This window comes from Micromonospora sp. CA-240977 (genome assembly GCF_050942285.1).
Taxonomy (GTDB): Bacteria; Actinomycetota; Actinomycetes; order Mycobacteriales; family Micromonosporaceae; genus Micromonospora.
This window is the reverse complement of record NZ_CP192055.1, coordinates 1,743,905-1,764,369: the sequence shown is the minus strand read 5'-3', so window position 1 is coordinate 1,764,369 and position 20,465 is coordinate 1,743,905. Positions and strand designations below refer to the sequence as shown.

19 protein-coding genes are annotated in these 20,465 nt (G+C 72.4%); 2 read left to right on the top strand and 17 right to left on the bottom strand.

Annotated elements, in window-relative coordinates; all coding sequences use genetic code 11:
- Positions 1–576 precede the first annotated feature (576 nt).
- The 7 genes from ACQPWW_RS08240 to ACQPWW_RS08210 form a co-directional block, all read right to left on the bottom strand.
- Positions 577–1,275, bottom strand: coding sequence for a regulatory protein RecX (locus ACQPWW_RS08240; protein WP_433130709.1), 699 nt, complete (start codon positions 1,273–1,275; stop codon positions 577–579).
- Between the two features lie 14 nt (positions 1,276–1,289).
- Positions 1,290–2,336, bottom strand: a complete 1,047-nt coding sequence (gene recA, locus ACQPWW_RS08235) for a recombinase RecA (protein WP_124778261.1) — start codon at positions 2,334–2,336, stop codon at positions 1,290–1,292.
- Positions 2,337–2,520: 184 nt separating this feature from the next.
- The gene (locus ACQPWW_RS08230) at positions 2,521–2,721 is read right to left on the bottom strand and encodes a DUF3046 domain-containing protein (protein WP_030489422.1); all 201 of its coding nucleotides are present in this window, start codon (positions 2,719–2,721) and stop codon (positions 2,521–2,523) included.
- A 5-nt stretch (positions 2,722–2,726) separates the two neighbouring features.
- Positions 2,727–4,055, bottom strand: coding sequence for an MFS transporter (locus ACQPWW_RS08225; RefSeq protein WP_433130707.1), 1,329 nt, complete (start codon positions 4,053–4,055; stop codon positions 2,727–2,729).
- A gap of 83 nt (positions 4,056–4,138) precedes the next feature.
- Positions 4,139–5,743, bottom strand: a complete 1,605-nt coding sequence (locus tag ACQPWW_RS08220; protein WP_433130705.1) for a flavin monoamine oxidase family protein — start codon at positions 5,741–5,743, stop codon at positions 4,139–4,141.
- 128 nt (positions 5,744–5,871) lie between these two features.
- Positions 5,872–6,576 (bottom strand): UdgX family uracil-DNA binding protein, encoded by a 705-nt coding sequence (locus tag ACQPWW_RS08215; protein ID WP_433130703.1) that lies wholly within the window; start codon positions 6,574–6,576, stop codon positions 5,872–5,874.
- A 326-nt stretch (positions 6,577–6,902) separates the two neighbouring features.
- Positions 6,903–8,243, bottom strand: a complete 1,341-nt coding sequence (locus ACQPWW_RS08210; RefSeq protein ID WP_433130701.1) for an aminotransferase class I/II-fold pyridoxal phosphate-dependent enzyme — start codon at positions 8,241–8,243, stop codon at positions 6,903–6,905.
- Between the two features lie 36 nt (positions 8,244–8,279).
- On the opposite strand from ACQPWW_RS08210, the gene ACQPWW_RS08205 reads away from it, so the two are divergent.
- On the top strand, positions 8,280–9,521 hold the full coding sequence (locus tag ACQPWW_RS08205) for a bifunctional pyridoxamine 5'-phosphate oxidase family protein/GNAT family N-acetyltransferase (protein ID WP_433130699.1): 1,242 nt from the start codon (positions 8,280–8,282) through the stop codon (positions 9,519–9,521).
- Positions 9,521–10,192, top strand: a complete 672-nt coding sequence (gene leuE / locus ACQPWW_RS08200; protein WP_433130698.1) for a leucine efflux protein LeuE — start codon at positions 9,521–9,523, stop codon at positions 10,190–10,192. The genes ACQPWW_RS08205 and leuE overlap by 1 nt, the downstream gene beginning before the upstream one ends.
- Positions 10,193–10,223: 31 nt before the next feature.
- Here the strand turns inward: leuE and ACQPWW_RS08195 are convergent, their stop codons facing one another.
- The 10 genes from ACQPWW_RS08195 to ACQPWW_RS08150 form a co-directional block, all read right to left on the bottom strand.
- Positions 10,224–11,138: a sporulation protein gene (locus tag ACQPWW_RS08195; RefSeq protein ID WP_433130696.1), complete on the bottom strand. Its 915-nt coding sequence runs from the start codon at positions 11,136–11,138 to the stop codon at positions 10,224–10,226.
- Positions 11,139–11,262: 124 nt separating this feature from the next.
- Positions 11,263–12,327 (bottom strand): hemolysin family protein, encoded by a 1,065-nt coding sequence (locus ACQPWW_RS08190; RefSeq protein WP_433130694.1) that lies wholly within the window; start codon positions 12,325–12,327, stop codon positions 11,263–11,265.
- Positions 12,324–13,679: a hemolysin family protein gene (locus ACQPWW_RS08185; RefSeq protein WP_433130692.1), complete on the bottom strand. Its 1,356-nt coding sequence runs from the start codon at positions 13,677–13,679 to the stop codon at positions 12,324–12,326. Before ACQPWW_RS08185 ends, ACQPWW_RS08190 begins: the two co-directional genes overlap by 4 nt.
- Positions 13,680–13,850: 171 nt before the next feature.
- Positions 13,851–14,210: a monovalent cation/H(+) antiporter subunit G gene (gene mnhG, locus ACQPWW_RS08180; protein ID WP_433134210.1), complete on the bottom strand. Its 360-nt coding sequence runs from the start codon at positions 14,208–14,210 to the stop codon at positions 13,851–13,853.
- The gene (locus ACQPWW_RS08175; RefSeq protein WP_433130690.1) at positions 14,210–14,473 is read right to left on the bottom strand and encodes a monovalent cation/H+ antiporter complex subunit F; all 264 of its coding nucleotides are present in this window, start codon (positions 14,471–14,473) and stop codon (positions 14,210–14,212) included. The genes mnhG and ACQPWW_RS08175 overlap by 1 nt, the downstream gene beginning before the upstream one ends.
- Positions 14,470–15,081, bottom strand: a complete 612-nt coding sequence (locus tag ACQPWW_RS08170; RefSeq protein WP_433130688.1) for a Na+/H+ antiporter subunit E — start codon at positions 15,079–15,081, stop codon at positions 14,470–14,472. Before ACQPWW_RS08170 ends, ACQPWW_RS08175 begins: the two co-directional genes overlap by 4 nt.
- Positions 15,078–16,583 (bottom strand): Na+/H+ antiporter subunit D, encoded by a 1,506-nt coding sequence (locus tag ACQPWW_RS08165; protein WP_433130686.1) that lies wholly within the window; start codon positions 16,581–16,583, stop codon positions 15,078–15,080. The genes ACQPWW_RS08170 and ACQPWW_RS08165 overlap by 4 nt, the downstream gene beginning before the upstream one ends.
- Entirely contained in the window at positions 16,583–17,062 is a 480-nt protein-coding gene (locus ACQPWW_RS08160) for a Na(+)/H(+) antiporter subunit C (protein WP_433130684.1), read from the bottom strand. Before ACQPWW_RS08160 ends, ACQPWW_RS08165 begins: the two co-directional genes overlap by 1 nt.
- A 58-nt stretch (positions 17,063–17,120) precedes the next feature.
- Positions 17,121–19,952 carry a Na+/H+ antiporter subunit A gene (locus tag ACQPWW_RS08155; RefSeq protein ID WP_433130682.1) on the bottom strand — a complete coding sequence of 944 codons (2,832 nt, stop codon included), beginning with the start codon at positions 19,950–19,952 and terminating at the stop codon, positions 17,121–17,123.
- 104 nt (positions 19,953–20,056) lie between these two features.
- The gene (locus tag ACQPWW_RS08150) at positions 20,057–20,419 is read right to left on the bottom strand and encodes a hypothetical protein (protein WP_433130680.1); all 363 of its coding nucleotides are present in this window, start codon (positions 20,417–20,419) and stop codon (positions 20,057–20,059) included.
- Positions 20,420–20,465 lie beyond the last annotated feature (46 nt).

The following is a 20,465-nucleotide window of genomic DNA, read 5'->3' as shown; positions in this document are numbered from 1 at the left end:
CCGCCGCCCCGCCATGGCCGCCTCCCCTAACGTCGAGACCGCAGCGACCGTGCCGGGGGCACACTCCTGCGGCTGTGGACGCCCGACCGGAGCGGCTGGCCGTGGGTAGCTCTCTCCGCCGGCGGTGCCCTCGGGCATCGTCGGCGACCGGGTGCAGTTGTCGCGAAGTTCCGGACCGGCCTGTCCAGATCTGCCGCCAAAGGCCGCGGAGTCGGCCAAAGTGATGCTGTCTTGTTACGCGATCTATGTTGTGCGCTTAGCCTGCGCTGGTCGGGCAATGTGAGCCTGTATGGCGAGGCTAGGTCGCCAGGGGTGCTCTGGTCAAGGAGTCATGATCAAACCCCCCGAACGGAGAGAAGTCACATCGTCACGCAAAGCTGATGCTGTTGCGGACACGCGGTGACAAACCTGGCGATCCGACGACACGGATCCGGATGTCGTACCTGTTCAGCGACGCCACAGCGCCCGCAGAGCCGTCTTTGTGACAACGATGACCCCCCGGCGCCCCGCCCGCCGGACCGCGTCCAGATCGCCCGGCATCCACGCCGACGTCGAACAGCGCGGCCCGGCGGTCGGTCAGTCGGACGGGCGGTTGTCGCGGTCCAATTCGCTCTCGGCGTCGGCGAGCGCGTCGGCGTCGATCTGCTCGGCGAACTCGGCCGCCTCGGCGCTCTGCGCGGCCAACGCGTCCTTCACCGCCCGGATCGCCACACCTGGCGGGTAGCCCTTGCGGGCCAGCATGCCCACCAGCCGGCGGAACACCGCGTCCGGCTCTCCCCGGGCGGTACGCAGCTTGCGCTCCACCAGGACACGGGCGGTGTCCGCCTCGGTCTCCTCGTCCAGCTCACCGAGCGCCTCGGTGGCCACCTCGCCGTCCACGCCCTTGCGGCGCAGCTCGTTGGCGAGCGCCCGGCGGGCCAGCCCCCGCCCCGAATGCCGGCTCGACACCCAGGCCCTGGCGAACGCGGCGTCGTCGATGATGCCGACCTCGTCGTACCGGTCGAGCACCTCGGCCGAGACCTGCTCGGAGATGCCCCGCTTGGCCAGCGCGCCGGCCAGCTCGGCCCGGGTGCGGGGCCGGACCGCGAGCTGCCGCAGGCAGATCTCGCGGGCCACCTCCGACTCGTCACGAGGAGGGCCGGGAGACTCGACCTGGTCGGTCTCGGCGGAGCGTCCACGGCGCCCCTGGCGGGGACGCGGTGGATCGGTGGCGTCGCCCGTACGGGGCGGGCTGGCATCCCAGCCCCGCCCCGTACGGGCGCGTCGTCCTGCCATGGGTCAGCGACCGGTCAGAAGTCGACAGGCGGCAGCTCGGGGCCACCGGCGGCGTCACCCGCGCCGACACCGACGCCGAGCTTCTCCAGGATCTTCTTCTCGATCTCGGCGGCCACGTCCGGGTTTTCCTTCAGGAACTCCCGGGCCTTCTCCTTGCCCTGACCGAGCTGGTCGCCGTCGTACGTGTACCACGCTCCGGACTTGCGGATGATCGCCTGCTCCACGCCGACGTCGATCAGCGAGCCCTCGCGCGAGATGCCCTTGCCGTACATGATGTCGAACTCGGCCTGCTTGAACGGCGCGGCGACCTTGTTCTTCACGACCTTGACCCGGGTGCGGTTACCGACCACGTCGGTGCCGTCCTTGAGGCTCTCGATGCGTCGCACGTCGAGCCGGACCGAGGCGTAGAACTTCAGCGCCCGACCACCGGTGGTGGTCTCCGGGCTGCCGAACATGACGCCGATCTTTTCCCGCAGCTGGTTGATGAAGATCGCCGTGGTGCCGGTGTTGCTGAGCACACCGGTGATCTTCCGGAGTGCCTGGCTCATCAGCCGGGCCTGGAGGCCCACGTGGCTGTCGCCCATCTCGCCCTCGATCTCGGCGCGCGGCACCAGGGCCGCCACCGAGTCGATCACGATGATGTCCAGGGCGCCGGAGCGGATCAGCATGTCCGCGATCTCCAACGCCTGCTCGCCGGTGTCCGGCTGCGAGACCAGCATCGCGTCGGTGTCGACGCCGAGGGCCTTGGCGTACTCCGGGTCGAGGGCGTGCTCGGCGTCGATGAAGGCGGCGATGCCACCGTTGCGCTGGGCGTTGGCCACCGCGTGCAGTGCCACGGTGGTCTTACCGCTGGACTCGGGACCGTAGATCTCGACCACCCGGCCACGCGGCAGACCGCCGATGCCCAGCGCCACGTCGAGCGCGATGGAGCCGGTCGGGATGATCGCGGTCTGGATGACCGGCCGGTCACCCAGGCGCATCACCGAGCCCTTGCCGAATTGCTTGTCAATCTGAGCGAGAGCAAGGTCGAGTGCCTTCTCCCGGTCAGGCCCTGCTGCCATGGTTGCCACCCCTGCCTTCGCCGGCGTCTTTGCTGAGCTTCGCGTCACGCGGACACGCTAGGCGCTGGGTCCGACAGAAAACCAGCCGACGGGCCGCGAGCTGTGGACGAGCACCCCGCTGTGGACAATAGCCGAACAGGTGTACGACTCGGCAAGCGACACGCGGAAGCGACGAAAAGGCTGCTCAGCGTAGTCGGGCGGGCACGCGGTCGGGGTAGGCGGCACACACCGCCCGCCACACCACGTGCGTCTGCTCCCCCGACGCGAGTGCCTGCTCGATGGTCCGTCCGCCGAGCTGCGACAGCACCTGATCGCGGGCGATGCTGGCCGCGTAGCCGGGCCCGAACGCCTCGTCAAGGCGCGTCCAGAAGTCGGTCAGCCGCACAGTGATCAGCCCTCCTTGTCCGGTGCCCTGGTCGGCACCGGCCGCAACGCTAGCGCCACCAGGGGCACCACCGCGACCGCCGCGAGCAGGGTGAGCACGGGATATCCGGCGGACTGCATGACAAACCCGCTGGCCACGGCGGCCCCGGCCCCGGCCAGACCCATGATCAGGTCGGACAGCCCCTGCACGCTCGGCCGCACCCAGGCCGGCACCGACTCGGACAGCAGCGTCGAGCCGGCCACCATCGTCCCCGACCAGCCCAACCCGAGCAGGACCAGACCCACCGACAGCCGGGGGGTGTGGTGCCCGGCGGTGCCGGCGACCGCGCAGGCGGCCAGCAACAACCCGACCCCACCGAGGATCACCGCCCGCCGGCCGAGCCGGTCGGTGAGCCAGCCGACCAGCGGAGACAACGCGTACATGCCGGCGATGTGCAGGCTCAACACGATGCCGACCAGCCGCAGCACGTCGGCGTCGGCGTGCGACTCGCCGAGCCGGACCGGCGTCATCGACATCACCGCCACCATCACCAGGTGACCGACCGCCACCGCGGCGATGCCGAGCCGGGCGGCCGGCCGACCGCGTACCACCGACCAGGCCGCCCACATCCCGGCGCCGCGCGGCGCGCGCGCCCCGACCGGCGCGGCGGCCGGGGTCCCCCCACCGGTCGCCGGCGCGACGGCCGCCGCGAGCCGCCGCGCGGTGAGCAGCGGGTCGGGCCGGAGCAGCCCGAGGAGGACGACCGCGGCCAGCACGAACGCGACCGAACTGAACGCGAACGGCCCCGCCAACGGGGGCAGCCCCCAGCCCGTGGTGACCCGGTCGGCCAGCGCGGCGAAGTTCGGCGCGGCCACCGCGCCGATGGTGGTGGCCCAGACGATCAGGGAGAGCTGCCGCCCTCGGCGGGCCGGCTCGGCGAGATCCACCGCCGTGTACCGGGCCTGGAGGTTCGCGGCGGTGCCACCACCGAAGAGCAGCATCCCGAGGAAGAGCAGCGGCACCCAGCGGGTGGCCGCGGCCAGCACCACGAGCACGCCGCCGACGGCGCCGACCGTGTACGCCACCACCAGGCCCGGTCGCCGCCCGTGCCGCGCCATGATCCGGGTGACCGGGACGGCGAGCAGCGCCGCGCCCACCACCGCGGCGCTCTGCGCCACACCGGCCATCGCGGTGCCGGCGATCCGCGCGGCGAGCAGCGCGCCCACGGCGATGCCGATGGTCACGCCGATGCCACCGATGATCTGGGTGGTGAAGAGCAAACGCAGGGTACGACGCTGGATCGGCGTGACGTCGGCGCGGCTGACGGTACGCGGCGCGGTCAGGTCGGTGGCCATCTGCGCTCCTCAGGTGGGGGTGACCCATCCTCGCGCACCCACCCCCCACCCGCCGCCAGCCCCCCGCGAGGGGCTCGGATCGGTCAGCCGGCCATCACCCGCTGGTGCAGCGCGGAGACCGCCGAACGGGCCGCCACGAACGCACCGTGCTGCCAGGCCACCTCGTGGCTCAGCCAGTCCCCGGCGAAGTAGACCCGCCCCGCCGGCTGGAGCAGCAGGTTGTATCCGGGTGTGCCGTACCGGGGCGAGGTCCAGGCGCCCTCGATGTAGCGGGTCCGGTCCCAGGCGTGCGAGTACGAGGAGACCAACTCGGTGCGGTACTTGTCACCGTGGATCTTCACACCCTGGCTGACGGCGCGCTCCCTGCGCTGCTCCGGCGCGAGCCCGCTGTACGCCCTGGCGTTCGCCCCGGTGTTGTAGTAGCCGACGACCAGGCCGCGCTTGCCGTGGAAGCCGTAGGACGGGTACCAGATGTGCGACAGGTCCAGGTCGGTCTCGGTGATGCCGCCGTAGATCCGCTGGTCGGTCTCCCACCAGCGGCTGCGGTACTCCAGGCCGATCTTGCCGGCGGCGGTGACCGGGAAGTCGGTCAGGGCGGCGGTCACCTCGGTGCCGAGATTGTGCGGTACCCGGGCCATCAGGTGCGGCGGCAGCGCCGCCACGCAGTAGTCGGCGGTGATCTGCGACTGCCGGCCGCCCTGCCGGTAGGTCACCTCGACCCGACTGCCCCGGTCGGTCACCCCGGTCACCTCGGCGTTGAGCCGGACCCGTTTCGCGCCGACGGCCCTGGCCAGGGCGCGCGGGATCTGGTCCATCCCGCCGACCGGCTGGAACATCAGCATGGCCTGGTCGTAGCCGAGCTCGAACGAGAAGTACCGGCCCACATTGCTGGCGAAGACGTCGGAGAGCGGCGGCGGCGTGCCGAGCAGGGTGCCCACGTCGTTGCCCGCGCCCGGATACCCGGAGAACCCGCGCCGGTTGGTCCCGGTGTAGGCCCAGTCGCTGGTCCGCCCGCCGATCGCGCCGAAGCTCTGCAGGAACGACAGCAGCCGGTCGCGGTCGTCGGTGGTGAGCCGGCCGTCCAGCGCACCCTGGTCGGTGGCCTTCGCGAGCAGTTCCGAGACGTAGCCGTACACGTCGGACTTGGCGGTGCGGTACCGGATCGGCTCGGTCATCCCGGCGGACTCGTTGTAGATCCAGGCGTCGGCGTTCTGGTTGGTGAAGACCTCGATGGGTACGCCGAGTTCCCGGCAGTAGTCCATGGTGACCATCCACTGCGCGATCCGACCCGGCCCGGCGTTGAAGTAGACCCCGTCGGAGAAGCCGGCCCGCTGGGTGCGTCCGTCGAGGTCGGTCTCGACGTCGCCACCCCGGATGGTCAGGTTCCGCCCACCGACGCGGTGTCGGGCCTCCAGGATCGTGCAGTCATAGCCCGCCTTGCCCAACTCGTACGCGGTGGTGAGCCCGGCGATGCCGCCGCCGAGAACGACCACGCTGGCGCCCGACCGCCCGGTCAGGGTGAAATCGGATCGCTCCGGCGCCCGGAATGCGGGGACCACGGATCCGGCCGCGCTGGGAGCGAGCCCCATGGCGCCCATCGTGGCGAGCATCGCGCCGGCACCGCCGCTGACTCCGACCGCACGCAGGAACCCACGCCGGCTGACCATCGACTGTGTCTGATCGCTCATAACGGCCTCCCCTACAAGATCGACTCGCATGAGTCTGCAGAGGGCCTGTTACGCCGATCGTGCATTGTCGTTTCTGGTGGGTATCGCCTCGGCACCCGGCCGCGGTGGCCATTTTCGCTGTCGGTCACCTACCCGACGAGGGCACGGTTGACCACGGCGAGGTCGGTGACCAGTCCTTCGTACGCCTTGTCCTGATCGTCGGCGCGCAGCACCGCGGACGGGTGGATGGTGGCCAGCAGCCGCGCCGTCGGCGCGTCGGCACGCTTTCCGGCGTTGTCCACCGGCACCCGCTGGAAGTCCTCCGGGTGCTGTGCCGACTCGGGCCAGGGCAGCAGCTCGCCCCGCTGCCTGGTGACCCGGAAGGATGGGCCGAGCAGCGCCTTGGCGGCGGTGGCCCCGAGCACCACCACGATCTCCGGACGCAGCCGGGCGAACTCGGCGACCAGCCACGGCCGGCAGGCGGTGATGTGCGCCTGGTCCGGTGTCTGGTGGATCCGCCGCTTGCCGCGCAACTCGAACCGGAAGTGCTTCACGGCATTCGTGAGGTAGAGCTGACCCGGCTCCAGCCCGGCGTCGTCGACGGCACGTCGCAGCAGCCGGCCGGCGGGGCCGACGAACGGCAGCCCCTTCTGGTCCTCCATGTCACCGGGTTGCTCACCGACCAGCACCACCCGGGCGCTCTCGTCGCCCCGGCCGAAGACCGTCTGCGAGGCGTCGCGGTACAGCTCGCAGCCCCGGCAGCCACCGGCCGCGGTGCGCAGGTCATCGATGGTGTCGGCGGCGGGCGGGATGAATCGCTGGGCGCCCGGAGCGCTCCCGGTCTGCTCGGCCATGCCGACTGTTATATACCCGTCCGGTGCCTGACGTCGGGTACGTCCGCGGCGCGGTGCCGCGACGCGAGGCGTTGCGACGCGGCACCGACCGACCCGCGTCAGTACCCGTTGCCGCCGCCGTCCCCGCCGGAAGCGATAGCGATCAGCACGATAATGATGATGATGATCGCCACTGCGACAGCGATCCAGACTCCCTTACGCGCCCCACCTGAAGCCATGATCTCCCACCTCCGGCGCCCCGCATACCCATCCGATCCGCCCCGAACCATCGCGATGTCGCACTTTCGGGGGAAAACGAACGTGCCCGACGGGGGTGGGCGGGTGGGTCAGGTCGGAAAGCCTCGGGGAGGGGCGGGATTCTGGGCGCGGGCCAGGGCGGCCGCCAGCGGGGCCAGTTCCTCGGTGGTCAGGGGGCTGACGCAGATGCGGACGGCGGGTGGCGCGGCGATCCGGTAGAGGGCGCCGGGAGCCACCGCCCAGCCGGCATCGCGCAGGGCGGTGACCACGCTGGTCTCGTCGGACACGGGCAGCCAGACGTTGATGCCGCTGCGACCGTGCGCGGTCAGGCCGTGCGCGGCCAGTGCGGCGAGCAGCCCTTCACGCCGCCGCTCGTAGCTCTCCGCCGCCCGTCGCACCTGCTCGGTGACCGCCGGGTCCTGCCAGAGGGCGAGGACCAGCCGCTGCAACACTGTGGAGACCCAGCCGGCGCCGACCCGGGTCCGGCCGGTCACCCGGGCCACCGTGGTCTCGTCGCCGACCAGCACCGCGAGCCGCAGGTCCGGGCCGAAGGGTTTGCTCACCGAACGGACGAAGGCCCAGCTCGGGGTGGCCCCGGCCAGCGGGTGCAGGGGCACCCGGGCCAGTTCGGCGGCGTGGTCGTCCTCGATCAACAGCAGGTCCCGCCGACCGGCGAGCAGCGCCCGGAGCGCTTCGGCGCGGGCGGCGGAGACGGCGGCGCCGGTCGGGTTCTGCGCCCGACTGGTGACCACCAGCGCCCGTGCTCCGGCGGCCAGCGCGGCGGCCACCCCGGCCACCAGCGGCCCCTCGTCGTCCAGCGGCACGCCGATCGGGCGCAGCCCCAGCGCGGCGACCAGGTCGAGCAGGTTGGCCCAGCCCGGGTCCTCCACCGCCACCGCGTCACCGGGGCGCAGGTGTGCGCCGAGCAGCCGTTCGATGCCGTCCAGCGCGCCGCCGGTGAGGGTGAGCTCCCCGGCCGGTACGCCGTCGGCGCTCAGCCGGGCGCGGGCCGCCTCGGCGAGCTCCGGCAGCACTCCGGCGTCGGAGTAGCCGACCGACGGGCCGTCGTCGGCGGCGAGGGCCGCCAGCTGCGGGCCGAGTGGCGGGAGCAGCCGGGGGTCGGGTTCGCCCCGGGACAGGTCCCGGGCGCCGGGCAACGGCGGGGGGCGCAGCGCGGAGCGGCGGGCGGCCACCGGCGGGCGCGGGCGCACGTGGGTGCCGTGCCGCCCGGCGGTGGCGAGCAGGCCGCGCTGGCGCAGGTCCTGGTAGGCGCGGGCGACCGTGGCGGGGCTGACCCCCAACTCGACGGCGAGCGCGCGCACTGGCGGCAGGGCGGCCCCCGGCGGCAGGCCGCCGGTACGGATGCCCGACTCGATGCTGGCCGAAATCTCGACGGCCGTCGTACCACTGAGCTGATAGCGTGCTGACACAAACAAGAGATTGTACTAGAACAAAGGGGCGACCGCATGTATCCACCCACCGCCCGGACCACACCCCACCGCTCGCGCGACAAGATGAGCTACGACCGGGCCGCCGCCCACGCGGTGCTCGACGAGGCGTACCACTGCGCGCTCGGCTTCACCGTCGACGGCCAGCCACGGGTGCTGCCCACCCTGCACGTCCGCATCGGCGACACGCTCTACCTGCACGGCTCCACCGGCAGCCGCCCGCTGCTCGCGGCCCGCGACGGCGGGCTGGAGGTCTGCGTCGCGGTGACAGTGCTGGACGGCCTGGTCTACGCCCGCTCCCAGTTCCACCACAGCGCCAACTACCGCTCGGTGGTCGCGCTCGGCACCGCCCGACTGGTCACCGACGAGCGGGAGAAGAGCGCGATGCTCACCGCGCTTGTCGAGAAGGTCGGCTCGGGGCGCAGCACTGACACCCGCCCACCCAGCCGGCGCGAGCTGGCCGAGACCGCCGTGCTGGCACTGCCACTGCACGAGGTGTCGGTCCGCAACCGCACCGGTGGGGTCCGCGAGGACGAGGCCGACCTGCACCTGCCGCACTGGGCCGGCGTGCTGCCGCTGCGGCTGACCGCCGGGCAACCCGAGCCGGACGCCGGGGTCACCGCGCCGCTGCCGGCGTTCCTGCGGACGGCCCGCACGCCCTGGCACGATCCGGTGTCGCTGCGCGGCGAGCACGTCCGGCTGGAGCCGTTGGAGCTGGCCCACGCCGACGAGTTGCACGCCGCCACGGCGGACGCGGAGGTCTGGCGACACCTCGGCGTCGCGCTGCCCAGCTCACCCGCCGCGACGGCCGAGGTGATCCGCACCGCCCTGACCGCCCAGCACGGTGGCGAGCGGGTGGCCTGGGTGCAGCGGTGCGCGGCGACCGGGGCGGTGGTCGGCAGCACCTCCTACTACGAGATCGACCCGCAGCGGCGATCGGTGGCGATCGGGCACACCTTCCTCGGGCGGCCCTGGTGGCGCACCGGGATCAACACCGAGGCCAAGTTGCTGCTGCTCAGCCGGGCCTTCGACGACCTGGGCGCGGTACGGGTGGCGTGGCACACCGACATCCGCAACCTGCGCTCCCAGGCGGGCATCGAACGGCTCGGCGCGACCCGGGAAGGCGTGCTCCGGATGCACCGGCAACGCCCGGACGGCTCCTGGCGGGACACCGTGCAGTACGCGATGACCGTCGACGAGTGGCCGAAGGCACAGGCCCGGCTGCGCGAAAGGCTTCTGCGGACGGCACCGGTGGCGTGATGATGGCGGGCGTGCTGGGGATCACCGACATCTGGACGTACGTGCTGGGCACCGTGGCCATCATCCTGCTGCCCGGGCCGAACTCGCTCTTCGTGCTCTCCACCGCGGCCAAGCGGGGCATCGCGGTGGGCTACCGGGCCGCCGGAGGCGTGTTCGTCGGCGACGGGGTGCTGATGTTCCTCTCCGCCGCCGGGGTGGCGTCGCTGCTCAAGGCGTACCCCCCGCTGTTCATGGTGATCAAGTACGTGGGCGCCGCGTACCTCGGTTATGTCGGGGTGACAATGCTGCTCGGCGCCGCGCGGCGCTGGCGCGACCGCAACGACCCGAGCACGCCGCGGCTCATCGACGCCGCGGAGCCGGCGGCGATGCGCAGCCCGTTCCGCAAGGCGCTGGTGATCAGCCTGCTGAACCCGAAGGCGATCCTGTTCTTCATCTCGTTCTTCATCCAGTTCGTCGACCCCGGCTACGCCTGGCCGGCGTTGTCGTTCCTGCTGCTCGGGCTGATCGCCCAGGTGACAAGCGCGCTCTACCTCACCGCGTTGATCTTCGCGGGCACCTTCCTGGCCGCCCAGTTCCGCCAACGCCGCCGGCTGGCCGTCGGGGGCACCACCGCCGTGGCCGCGCTCTTCCTGGCCTTCAGCCTCAAGCTGGCCACCGCCAGCGCCGGCTGACCCGACGCCGGCCGGCCCGCGGGCCGGCCGGTCAGGTGCCGTCGCCGCCGGAACCCGCGCCGCCGGCGGTGCCGCCGAGGCCGTAACCAGACCGGATCGGCTCGTCGGGGTGGCGGCTCACGTGCGCGGACCCCGTGATCTGCGCCGACCAGTCGGCGTTCGCGGCAGCGGCGGCGTGCCGGTTGATCGCCTGGCGGATCCAGCCGTCGACGGTGGCGACCCAGTCCCGCCGGTCGGTGTCCTCGTGCCAGATCCGGAACCGGCTGATGCTCTGGTGGGTGATCCCGGCCAACGCCAGCCGGCGATCCATCCAGAGGATCGCCTCCAGACCCGCCGAGTTGGTCACGAAGATCACCTCCAGCTCGGTGATCGGGCCGGCGTAGAGCGGCCCCACCCAGTAGCCCCAGCGCTGGTGCAGCGGCAGGGTGTGCTCCACCCCGGGCAGCCCGCCCTCCTGCAACCCGGACTGGCGGATCAGGAAACCCAACGTGTCAAGCGCCGCCAGCACGTGCTGCTGGGTGGGGATCGGGTGCACGAACACGGGCACCATGGCCCCCTGGTCAAGGTAGGGGTCGACGGACACCTCCGTCCGCAGGCCCATCCGCAGGCTCAGCAGCGGCACCCCGCCGAAAATGGTCACCGGGGTCTCCCACGGCAGCGGAAACGCGAAGTCGACAGCCCGCCGCCGACCGGCCGGTACGACGAACCGGCCGGCGATCGGCAGGTGGTGGAACTGCATGAGCCGCCGGGCGGCAGCCGGGTCGTCCGGCTCGACAGTGGTGACCAGGCCGAGCCGGATGTGTCGCACCAGCACGTCGTCCGGCCCCGCGGCGAGGGTCACCCGCCCCGGCAGGCGCAGGCCCGGCCGGGTGCTCGGGTTGGGGAGCGTGGTCTGCACGGAGAGCCCGGTCCGACCGGTCTCCCGGGACACCCCCGTCAGTCGCACCGCAGGCCCCCCTTCCGGACGAGGCCCCGCCGGCCCCGCTCGGGCAGCGCCTACCCCATCGGGGCGGCCTCAAGCCCGCCGCGCCGACCCGGCCGCACCTCGCTGGCACGGCCGGGTTGGCGGCTCAGCGCAACCGCCGCCCGCGCGGCACCATGTCGGTCTCGTCGTCGAACTCGCCGATGACCTCCTCCAGGAGGTCCTCCAGCGCCACGAAACCGATCGGCCGGGCCGGGCCACCGCCGTTGCGCACCAACGCGAGCTGCGACTGCCGGGCCCGCATCGCCGTCACCGCCTCGGTGACCGAGGACGTCGCGGGCAGGGTGAACGCGGGCGTCATCAGCGCCCCGGCGGTGGCGACCCGGCCGGCGGTGACCACCCGTACCGCCTCCCGGACGTGCACCAGGCCGCAGACGTCGCCCGCCTCGTCGAGCACCGCCAGTCGGGACCGGCCGCTGTCCCGGCTGACCTGCTCGATCCGTTCGGCCGGGTCGTCCCGAGAGACGGTGACCATGGTGGCGAACGGTTCCATCACCTGCGCCACGGACGTGCCCTGCAACTCCAGCATGCTGGTCAGCAGCTGGTGCTGCTCCGCGCCGAGCAGCCCGTGCTCACGGGACTGCTCCAGCAGGATCCGCAGCTCGTCCGGGCCGTGCACCTGGGCCAGCTGATCCTGCTGGTTCACCCCGACCAGCCGCAGGATCGCGTTGGCCAGGGCGTTGAGCGCGGAGAGCACCGGCCGGGACACCCTGGCGAAGGCCCGGAACGGCAGCGCGAGCAGCGTCGCCGAACGCTCCGCGTCGGTGATCGCCCACGACTTCGGCGCCATCTCCCCCACCACCAGGTGCAGGAAGGTGACCACCCCGAGGGCGAAGACCAGGGCGACGAGGTGGCTGGCCGCGTCCGGCAGGCCCACCGCGTGCAGCAGTGGGCTGAGCAGGTGCTCAATCGCCGGCTCGGCCAGCGCGCCGAGACCCAGGGTGCACAGCGTGATGCCGAGCTGCGCGCCGGCCAGCATCAGCGACAGCTCGCGGACGCCGTCCAGCGCGGCCCGTGCCGCCCGGCCGCCGTTCGCCGCCGCCTGCTCCAGGCGGTACCGCTTGCTGGCCACCAGGGCGAACTCGGCGGCCACGAAGAACCCGTTCAGCGCCAGCAGGATCACCGAGCTGAACAGCGCGATCCCCGGGCTCACGCGGCCACCCCCGGCTTGGTCAGCTGCAACCGCACCGAGTCGGCCACGTGCCGGTCCACGGCCAGCACCTCGACCAGCGCCCGGGGCTCGTCCTCGTTGTCCTCGCCGTCCGCGCCCTCGGGCAGCAGGCTGATCTCCAGGCGGTCACCGACCTCCGGCACCCGGCCCAGCTCCCGCATCACCAGTCCGGACAGGGTGTCGTACTCCGGGGCCTCCGGCAGGGCGATCCCGGTGCTGTCGGCGACCTCGTCGATCCGCCAGCGCGCCGGCACCACCCAGGACCCGTCGTCCTGCCGGGTCGGTGCCCGGTCGGGCGGGTCGTCCTCGTCCCGGATCGGGCCGACCAGTTCCTCGGCGATGTCCTCCAGCGTGATGACCCCGGCGAAGCCGCCGTACTCGTCGACCACGCAGGCCATCTGCCGATGCCCGGACCGCAGCCGGTCCAGCACCGTGGGCAGGGGCAACGTCTCCGGCACGAGCAACGGCGGCCCGGCCACCGCGCTCACCGGGGTGGTGGCCCGCTCCGCCGGGGGTACGCCGAGCACGTCGGCGATGCCGACGACACCGAGCAGGTCGTCGACGCCCTCCGCGCCGCGCACCGGGAAGCGGGAGTGGCCGGTGTCCAGCAGCTCGACCACCCGGCTGACCGGCTCGTGCGCGCGCACGGTGTGCACGTCGACCCGGGGCACCATGGCCTCCCCGGCGGTCAGCTCGCGGAAGTCCAGACCTCTGTCGAGCAGCGTGGACATCTCGGCGTCGAGGCTGCCCTCCTCGCGGGACTCGGCGATGATCTGTTCCAGGTCCGCCGGGGTGGCGCCGCTGGGCAGCTCCTCGATCGGCTCGATGCCGAACCGGCGCAGCAGGCGTACCGAGGCCCGGTCGAAGAGCCGGATCAGCGGCCCGGCGACGGCCAGGTAGATGAGAGTGGATCGGCTCAGCGCCCGGGCCAGTCGCTCGGCTCGGGCGATGGCCAGGTTCTTCGGGGCCAGCTCACCGAGGACCATCTGCACGATGGTGGCGATGACCAGGGCCAACGCCACCGACAGCGGCAGGCTTACCGCCTCGCTGACGCCGGCCACGCCGAGCAGGTCGGCGAGGCCCCCGCCCAGGTACGGCTGGGCGACGTAGCCGACCAGCAGGGCGGTGACGGTGATGCCGAGTTGGGCGCCGGAGAGCATGAAGGAGAGCCGGCTGGTGACGGTAAGCGCCCGGGCGGCGGCCTGGTCGCCGTCATCGGCGAGCTGGCGCAGCTTGCCCCGGTCCACGGCGACATAGCCGAACTCCTGCGCCACGAAGTAACCGGTGGCGGCGGTGAGCACGATGATCAGAAGAAGACCGACGACGATCAACACGGGTCGCTCAGGGCTCCCGGGGTCGTCGGTACGGGGATATGCCGGGCACGACCCGGCTGGCTACTGCTGCCCTCCTGGGCAGAAGAGTCGATCATGCCGCTATTTTATCGGCGCTGGCTGGGACTCCGCTGCGGGTGGGCCGAAGGAGCGGAACGTCCGGTTCGGCCGTCGTCACGCCGGTTCGGCCGACTCGCCACCCGGGCCACGGTCGGCCAACTCGTCGGCGTCGAGCAGACTCCGGTCCAGCCGTCCCGACCGGTACGCGGCCCGCCCGATCATCTGGGCCGCGACCGGCGCGGTCGCCAACTGGAAGACCGCCACCAGCAGGACCATGCCGAGGTCCGCCGGAGAGCGCAGCCGCAACGCGATGCCCAACAGCAACAGGAGCACCCCGAGCACCTGCGGCTTGGTGGCCGCGTGCATCCGGGACAGCGCGTCCGGGAAACGCAGCACGCCGACCCCGGCGGCCAGGGCGAGCAGCGCGCCGGCCACCAGGCAACCGGCGCCGAGCCAGTCCGCGATCGTCGCGATCACTGCTGCTCCCGGACGGCGAAACGGACAAGTGACACCGAGCCCACGAAGCCGAGCAGGGAGAGCACCACAAGCACGGGCAGCGTGGTGGCATGCCGGTTGACCGCCGCCTCGGCGCCCACCGCGCCGACCATGGTGGCGAGCAGCATGTCCGCGGCGATCACCCGGTCCACCAGCGACGGGCCCCGGTACAGGCGGGTCAGCGCGAGCAGCGCGGTCACCGACAGCAGGACGGTAAGGACGACGGCCAGGAACGTGGTCACAGGCTGGTTCCCCTCTCGGATCGGTCGGTCTCGACGCGGCGCAGTTCGGCGGCGGAGCCCACCGCGCGGATGATCCGCCGTTCGACGACCCGGGTGCGTTCGCGGGCCACGTCGAGGTCCGCCGCCCCGTGGGTGTCGAGCACGTGCAGGTAGAGCGTGCCGGTGTCCCGGTCCACCTCGAGGATCAGCGTGCCGGGCACCAACGAGACCGCCTCGGCGGTGAGCGCCAGATTCAGGTCGGTGGACACCCGCAGCCGGACCGCGATGATCGCCCCCCGCGGCCGGTAGCCGGGCTGCACGGCGATCCGGGCGACGTGCAGGCTCGCGCTGACCAGCTCGACGACGAACCGGCCGGCGAACACCAGCAGCGCCCCGGGCCGCAGCCGGCCGCCGAAGCTGACCGCCGGCAGTGGATAGAAGACAAGCACCGCGCCGCCCACCAGCAGGCCGCCGAGAACGTTCGCCCAGTTGATGTCACCCCAGAGCAGGTTCCAGACCACCACCAGCCACCCGAGCGCCAGCACCTGGTCGCGCCAACGGCCGAGCCGGCCGCGCCCCACCACTGTGGGCGCGGGGGCGTCGGGGGTCGGCTCAGGGGGGCCGGTCACGGCACGCTCCCCGGCAGCACGGCATGCACGTACGGGGTGCGCAGCCGCAGGTCGGCGGCGGCATCCGCGGTGACGTCGAGAAGCGGACCGGCCAGCACGGTCAGCGCCAGCCCGAGGACGACAAGGGCCACGGTGGCACCGACCATCAGCCTCGGCAGCCGGACGGCCGGCTCGCTGGTGGCCAGTCGGGGCGCCCGCCAGAAGGCGATGTTCCACACCCGGGACGCCACGTAGAGGGTGAGCAGGCTGGTCAGCGTGCCCGCCGCGACAAGCACCCAGGGCAGCGGACCGCCCGCCGCCACCCCGGCCTGGAGCAGGCCGAGCTTGCCGAGGAAACCGGAGAACGGCGGCACCCCGGCGAGGTTCATGGCCGGCACGAAGAACAGCACCCCGAGCAGCGGCGCCACCCGGGCCAACCCGCCGATGCGGCGCAGGTCGGTGCTGCCGGCGCGCTCCTCCACCAGCCCGGCCACGAGGAACAGGGTGGTCTGGATGGTGATGTGGTGCACCACGTAGAAGATCGCGCCGGAGAGCCCGGCGGCGGTGCTCAACGCCACTCCGAAGATCATGTAACCGATGTGGCTGACCAGGGTGAACGAGAAGAGCCGCTTCAGATCGGACTGGGCCACCGCGCCGAGGATGCCGATCACCATGGTCAGCCCGGCGACGACCATGAGCAGCACGCCGGCATGGCCACCGGGAAACAGCAACGTTTCGGTGCGGATGATCGCGTAGACGCCCACCTTGGTGAGCAGACCCGCGAAGACGGCGGTGACCGGTGCCGGTGCGGTCGGATAGCTGTCCGGCAGCCAGGCCGACAGCGGAAAGACCGCCGCCTTGATCGCGAACGCCAGGAGCAGCATCAGCTCCAGGGCCAGTCGGACGCCGTCGGGCAGGTCGTCGAGACGCTGCGCGAGTTGGGCCAGGTTGAGCGTGCCGGTGGCCGCGTACACCAGACCCACACCGGTCAGGAAGATCATCGAGGAGAGGATGCTGACCACCACGTACGTCGACCCGGTCCGGATCCGGGTCTCGGTGCCACCCAGGGTGATCAGCACGAAGCTCGCGGCCAGCAGGATCTCGAAGCCGACGAAGAGGTTGAACAGATCACCGGCCAGGAACGCGTTGGTGACGCCCGCGGTGAGCACCAGGTACGTCGGGTGGAAGATCTCCACCGGGCTGGACTCGCTCGTCTCGCTGCGACCCTGGCCGATCGAGTACAGCAGCACGCAGAGGGTCACCGCCGACGAGACCACCACCATCAGCGCGGCGAGTTGGTCGGCGACCAGCACGATGCCCACCGGCGCCGGCCACCCACCGACCGCCACCACCACCGGCCCGTGCCGGTACGCCTGCACGAGCAGCAGCAACGCCACGGTCAGCGTGCCGCCCAGGCAGGACACGCTGATCGAGCGCTGGAGTCGGGGCTTCCCGGCCAGCAGCAGCGTCAGTGCCGCACCGAGCAGCGGCACCACCACCGGCAGTGGCACCAGCGCGCTCATCACGCCTCCTCCCCGCGGCGGAGCCGGCGGCGGGCGGGCTCGGGATCGACCTGCTCCGGGTCGCCGTTCGGGCCCTCTCCGCCGTGGTCGACAGCGCCCGCCTCGTTCCGCACCGCCCGGCGGATGATCTGCCGGTCCTCCAGGTCGTCGGGCACCTCGTCGTCGCCGGTCAGATACCAACTGCGGTACGCCACCGCGAGCAGGAACGCGGTGAACCCGAAGGTGATCACGATGGCGGTCAACACCATCGCCTGCGGCAGCGGATCACTCATCCGCCGCACCGCACCGGTGCCGACGATCGGCGCCCCGCCCGACCGCCCGCCCAGCAGGATCAGCAGGTTCACCCCGTTGCCGAGCAGGATCACCCCGAGCAGGATCCGGGTCAGGCTGCGCTCCAACAGCAGGATCACCCCGCAACCGACGAGCACCGCGACAGCCAGCACCAGCACCAGCGTCGGTCCCGCGTCGCTCTCGGTCATGGCCGTGCCCCCCTTGTTCGCGACTGCGGGGCTCGCAGGACCGGCTCACTCCTCGCGCTCACCGGTCCCCCTTGTCGACGGCCAGGCCACCGGCGGCCGTCCCGGTGGCCTCGATGTGCCGGTCCACCTCGGCGCCGAGGCTGCGCAGGATGTCCAGCACCAGCCCGATCACGACCAGGTACACACCGATGTCGAAGAAGAGCGATGTGACCAGGTGGGCGTCACCGACCAACGGCAGCGACCGGTCGATCTTGGCGCTCTCCAGCACCGACCCGCCGGCCAGCAGCCCCACCACTCCGCTGCCCACCGCCAGGACCAGCCCGGCGCCGAGGATCGCGCCGGCGCCGATCGGGGCCGCCTCGGTCAGCTCGTACCGGCCGCCGGCCAGATAACGGACCACCAGGGCGAGACCCGCCACCAGACCACCGGCGAAACCGCCGCCCGGCGCGTTGTGCCCGGAGAAGAGCAGGAACAGGGAGAACAGCACCACCGTGTGGAAGATCAGCCGGGTGACCACCTCCAACACGATCGAGCGGCGCTCCTCGTGGAGAGTGGGGCCACCCCGCAGCCACACCGGCCGGCCGGGTTCGTCCACCCGCTGATCCGACTCCGGCCGGCGCGGTCGCGGCCCGGTCCGGGACCGCTCGAAGATCAGGCTGGCCACCCCGGTCGCGGCCACCACCAGCACCGCCAGCTCCCCCATGGTGTCCCAGGCCCGGATGTCGACAAGGGTCACGTTTACCACGTTGCGGCCGTACCCCTGGGCCACCGCCAGATCCGGGAAGGCGGCGGAGATGTCCGGCGCCCGGCGGGCCCCGGCGGCGGTGAGGGCCAACCCGGCGGCCACCACGCCCACCGCCACCCCGATCGCCCGGCGGGCCCAGCGGGTCCGCCGCAGCGGACGGGCCGAGAACCGCTCCGGCAGGCGACGCAGCACCAGCACGAAGACCGCGATCGTCGCGGTCTCTACCAGGAACTGGGTGAGCGCCAGGTCGGGCGCGCCGTGCAGGACGAAGAGCATCGCGGTGCCGTAGCCGGTCATCCCCACCAGCAACATCGCGGTCAGGCGACGACGGGCACCGACCGCCAGCACCGCGGCGACCGCGATCACCAGCACGACCACCGGTTGGAGCAGGTTGTCCCAGAGCGGGATCCGGGCCCGCCACGGGCCGGCGGAGAGCATCGCCGCACCGGGCACCAGCACCAGGGAGACCAAAATGATGCCCAGATACTGCGGCAGGGAGCCGCGCTGCGTCGCGCCGGTGACCTCGATGGCCAACCTGTCGAAACGGCCCACGATCCACTCGTACCCCTGGTTGCCGCCCACCGGCGCGCGGAGCCGGGCCAGCACCGGGGCGAGCGGCCCGCGCACGGCGAAGAGCAGGCCGCCGCCGGCGAGCGCCAGCACGGACAGTCCGAGCGCCGGGGTCGGCCCGGACCAGAGCGCCAGGTGCGCGTCGACCCCACCGAGCAGATCGGCGTACGGGCGCAGCAGGTCGTCCAGCACGCTCGCGGCCGGGCCGGCGAGCAGCCCGACCCCGGCGAGGACGGCGGGGGGCACCAGCAGTGACGCGGCGATCGGCCCCGGCGGGACCGGTTCCACACCCGGCCGGTCGGCGAACGCGCCCCAGAGGAAGCGGGCGCTGTACGCGACGGTGAGCACCGTGCCGGCGACCAGGCCGGTGAGGAGCAGCGGCTGGTCGGTGAACGCCCCGAACACCGCCTCCTTGGCGACGAAGCCGACAAGCGGCGGCACCCCGGCCATCGACGCCGCAGCCAGCACGGCGACCACGAACAGCGGCCGGGACCAGTGCCGCAGCCCGGTCAGCTCGCGCAGGTCACGGGTGCCGGCTTCGTGATCGATGATGCCGACGACAAGGAACAGCGCCGCCTTGAACAGGGCGTGTGCCACCAGCATCGCGGTGCCGGCCAGGGCGGCGTCCGGGGTACCCGAGCCGGTCACCGCGACCAGCAGCCCGAGTTGGCTGACCGTCCCGTACGCCAGCAGCAGCTTGAGGTCGGTCTGCCGCAGCGCGGCCCAACCGCCGAGCAGCATGGTCGCCACCCCGGCGACCTGCACCACCGGCCGCCACGGGCCGACCGTGGCGAGCACCGGCGCAAGCAGCCCGACCAGGTAGACACCGGCCTTGACCATGGCGGCGGCGTGCAGGTACGCGCTGACCGGCGTGGGCGCCGCCATCGCGACCGGCAGCCAGGAGCTGAACGGCAGCACCGCCGACTTGGACAGCGCGCCGGCCAGGATCAGCAGCACGGCGACCACCAGGTACCCGCCGCCGGGCGGTGGCTGGGCGGCGATCTCCGACCAGCGGTAGGTGCCGGCGTGCACGCCCAGCATGATGAACCCGAGCAGCATGGCGAGCCCGCCCAGCGTGGTGACGGTCAGCGCCTGCGCCGCCGCCCACCGGCTGGCCCGCCGCTCGGTGCTGTGCCCGATCAGCAGGTACGAGAAGATCGTGGTCAGTTCCCAGCCGACGTAGAGCAGCAGCAGGTCGTCGGCGAAGACCAGGACGAGCATCGCGCCGGCGAAGGCGACCAGGACCCCGACGTACTGTGCCAGCCCGTTCGACCCGGCGCCGAAGTAGCGGGCGCTGTAGACCAGCACCAGCGCGCCGACGCCCCCGATCAGCAGTGTCATCAGCCAGGAGAGCGTGGTGAGCCGAAACGCGATGTCGAGGCCCAACTGCCGGATCCACGGGTACGTCTCGACCACCGCCCCGCCGTCGCCGACGGCCGGGGTGCGGGCCAACGCCCAGCAGAAGGCGGCAGCCGGCGCCAGCGCCAGCGGGTAGCACGCACGGGGTCCCCACCACTTGACGAGCAGGGGTGCGACGAGGGCCGCCACGAGGTGGAGGACGAGCAGTACCAGCACCTGCGCTCCCGATCCAGGTGGCCGACGCCCGTGCAGCGGCGGCCCCTAGCAGCGATCAGACGCCAGTTCATCGCCCTTCGGGCGGTTTTGCCGGAATTCCCCCGCTACCCCAGCCGGCCTGGCATGGGTCGGTCCTCGCGCAGCTCGGCCAGCAGGTCGGCGCGGCCGAGTTGGCGTGCCACCCGGTCGACCACCCGTTCCGCGGCGGCCAGCGACCGCACCGAGAGCAACCGACCACGGCTCTCCCGGCGCAGCACGAAGTAGTGGACGGCGGCGCGGACCTGGCCGCGATCGGCGGCGCTGGCCTGGGCGGTGCACAGGACCAGCTCCCGCAGGCAGCGGGCGAGGCGCTCGGCGAGCTCGAACTCGGCGCCGTGCAAACCGCCGCGCAGCGCGGCGAGGTGGCTGTCGACCTTGCGAATCAGCACGTCGGTGCCAGGTTCGACGGTGTGCTGCTCGCCGGCCATCAAACCCCCTCACCCCGGTTCGCGTTGGCAGTGAAGTTACTTTATG

What these genes read in the sequence shown, in the direction of transcription:
- ACQPWW_RS08240 (WP_433130709.1), bottom strand. Translation starts at nt 1,275, where the DNA reads ATGGCAGGACGACGCGCCCGTACGGGGCGGGGCTGGGATGCCAGCCCG.
- recA (WP_124778261.1), bottom strand. Translation starts at nt 2,336, where the DNA reads ATGGCAGCAGGGCCTGACCGGGAGAAGGCACTCGACCTTGCTCTCGCT.
- ACQPWW_RS08225 (WP_433130707.1), bottom strand. Translation starts at nt 4,055, where the DNA reads ATGGCCACCGACCTGACCGCGCCGCGTACCGTCAGCCGCGCCGACGTC.
- ACQPWW_RS08220 (WP_433130705.1), bottom strand. Translation starts at nt 5,743, where the DNA reads ATGAGCGATCAGACACAGTCGATGGTCAGCCGGCGTGGGTTCCTGCGT.
- ACQPWW_RS08215 (WP_433130703.1), bottom strand. Translation starts at nt 6,576, where the DNA reads ATGGCCGAGCAGACCGGGAGCGCTCCGGGCGCCCAGCGATTCATCCCG.
- ACQPWW_RS08205 (WP_433130699.1), top strand. Translation starts at nt 8,280, where the DNA reads ATGTATCCACCCACCGCCCGGACCACACCCCACCGCTCGCGCGACAAG.
- leuE (WP_433130698.1), top strand. Translation starts at nt 9,521, where the DNA reads ATGATGGCGGGCGTGCTGGGGATCACCGACATCTGGACGTACGTGCTG.
- ACQPWW_RS08165 (WP_433130686.1), bottom strand. Translation starts at nt 16,583, where the DNA reads ATGAGCGCGCTGGTGCCACTGCCGGTGGTGGTGCCGCTGCTCGGTGCG.
- ACQPWW_RS08160 (WP_433130684.1), bottom strand. Translation starts at nt 17,062, where the DNA reads ATGACCGAGAGCGACGCGGGACCGACGCTGGTGCTGGTGCTGGCTGTC.
- ACQPWW_RS08150 (WP_433130680.1), bottom strand. Translation starts at nt 20,419, where the DNA reads ATGGCCGGCGAGCAGCACACCGTCGAACCTGGCACCGACGTGCTGATT.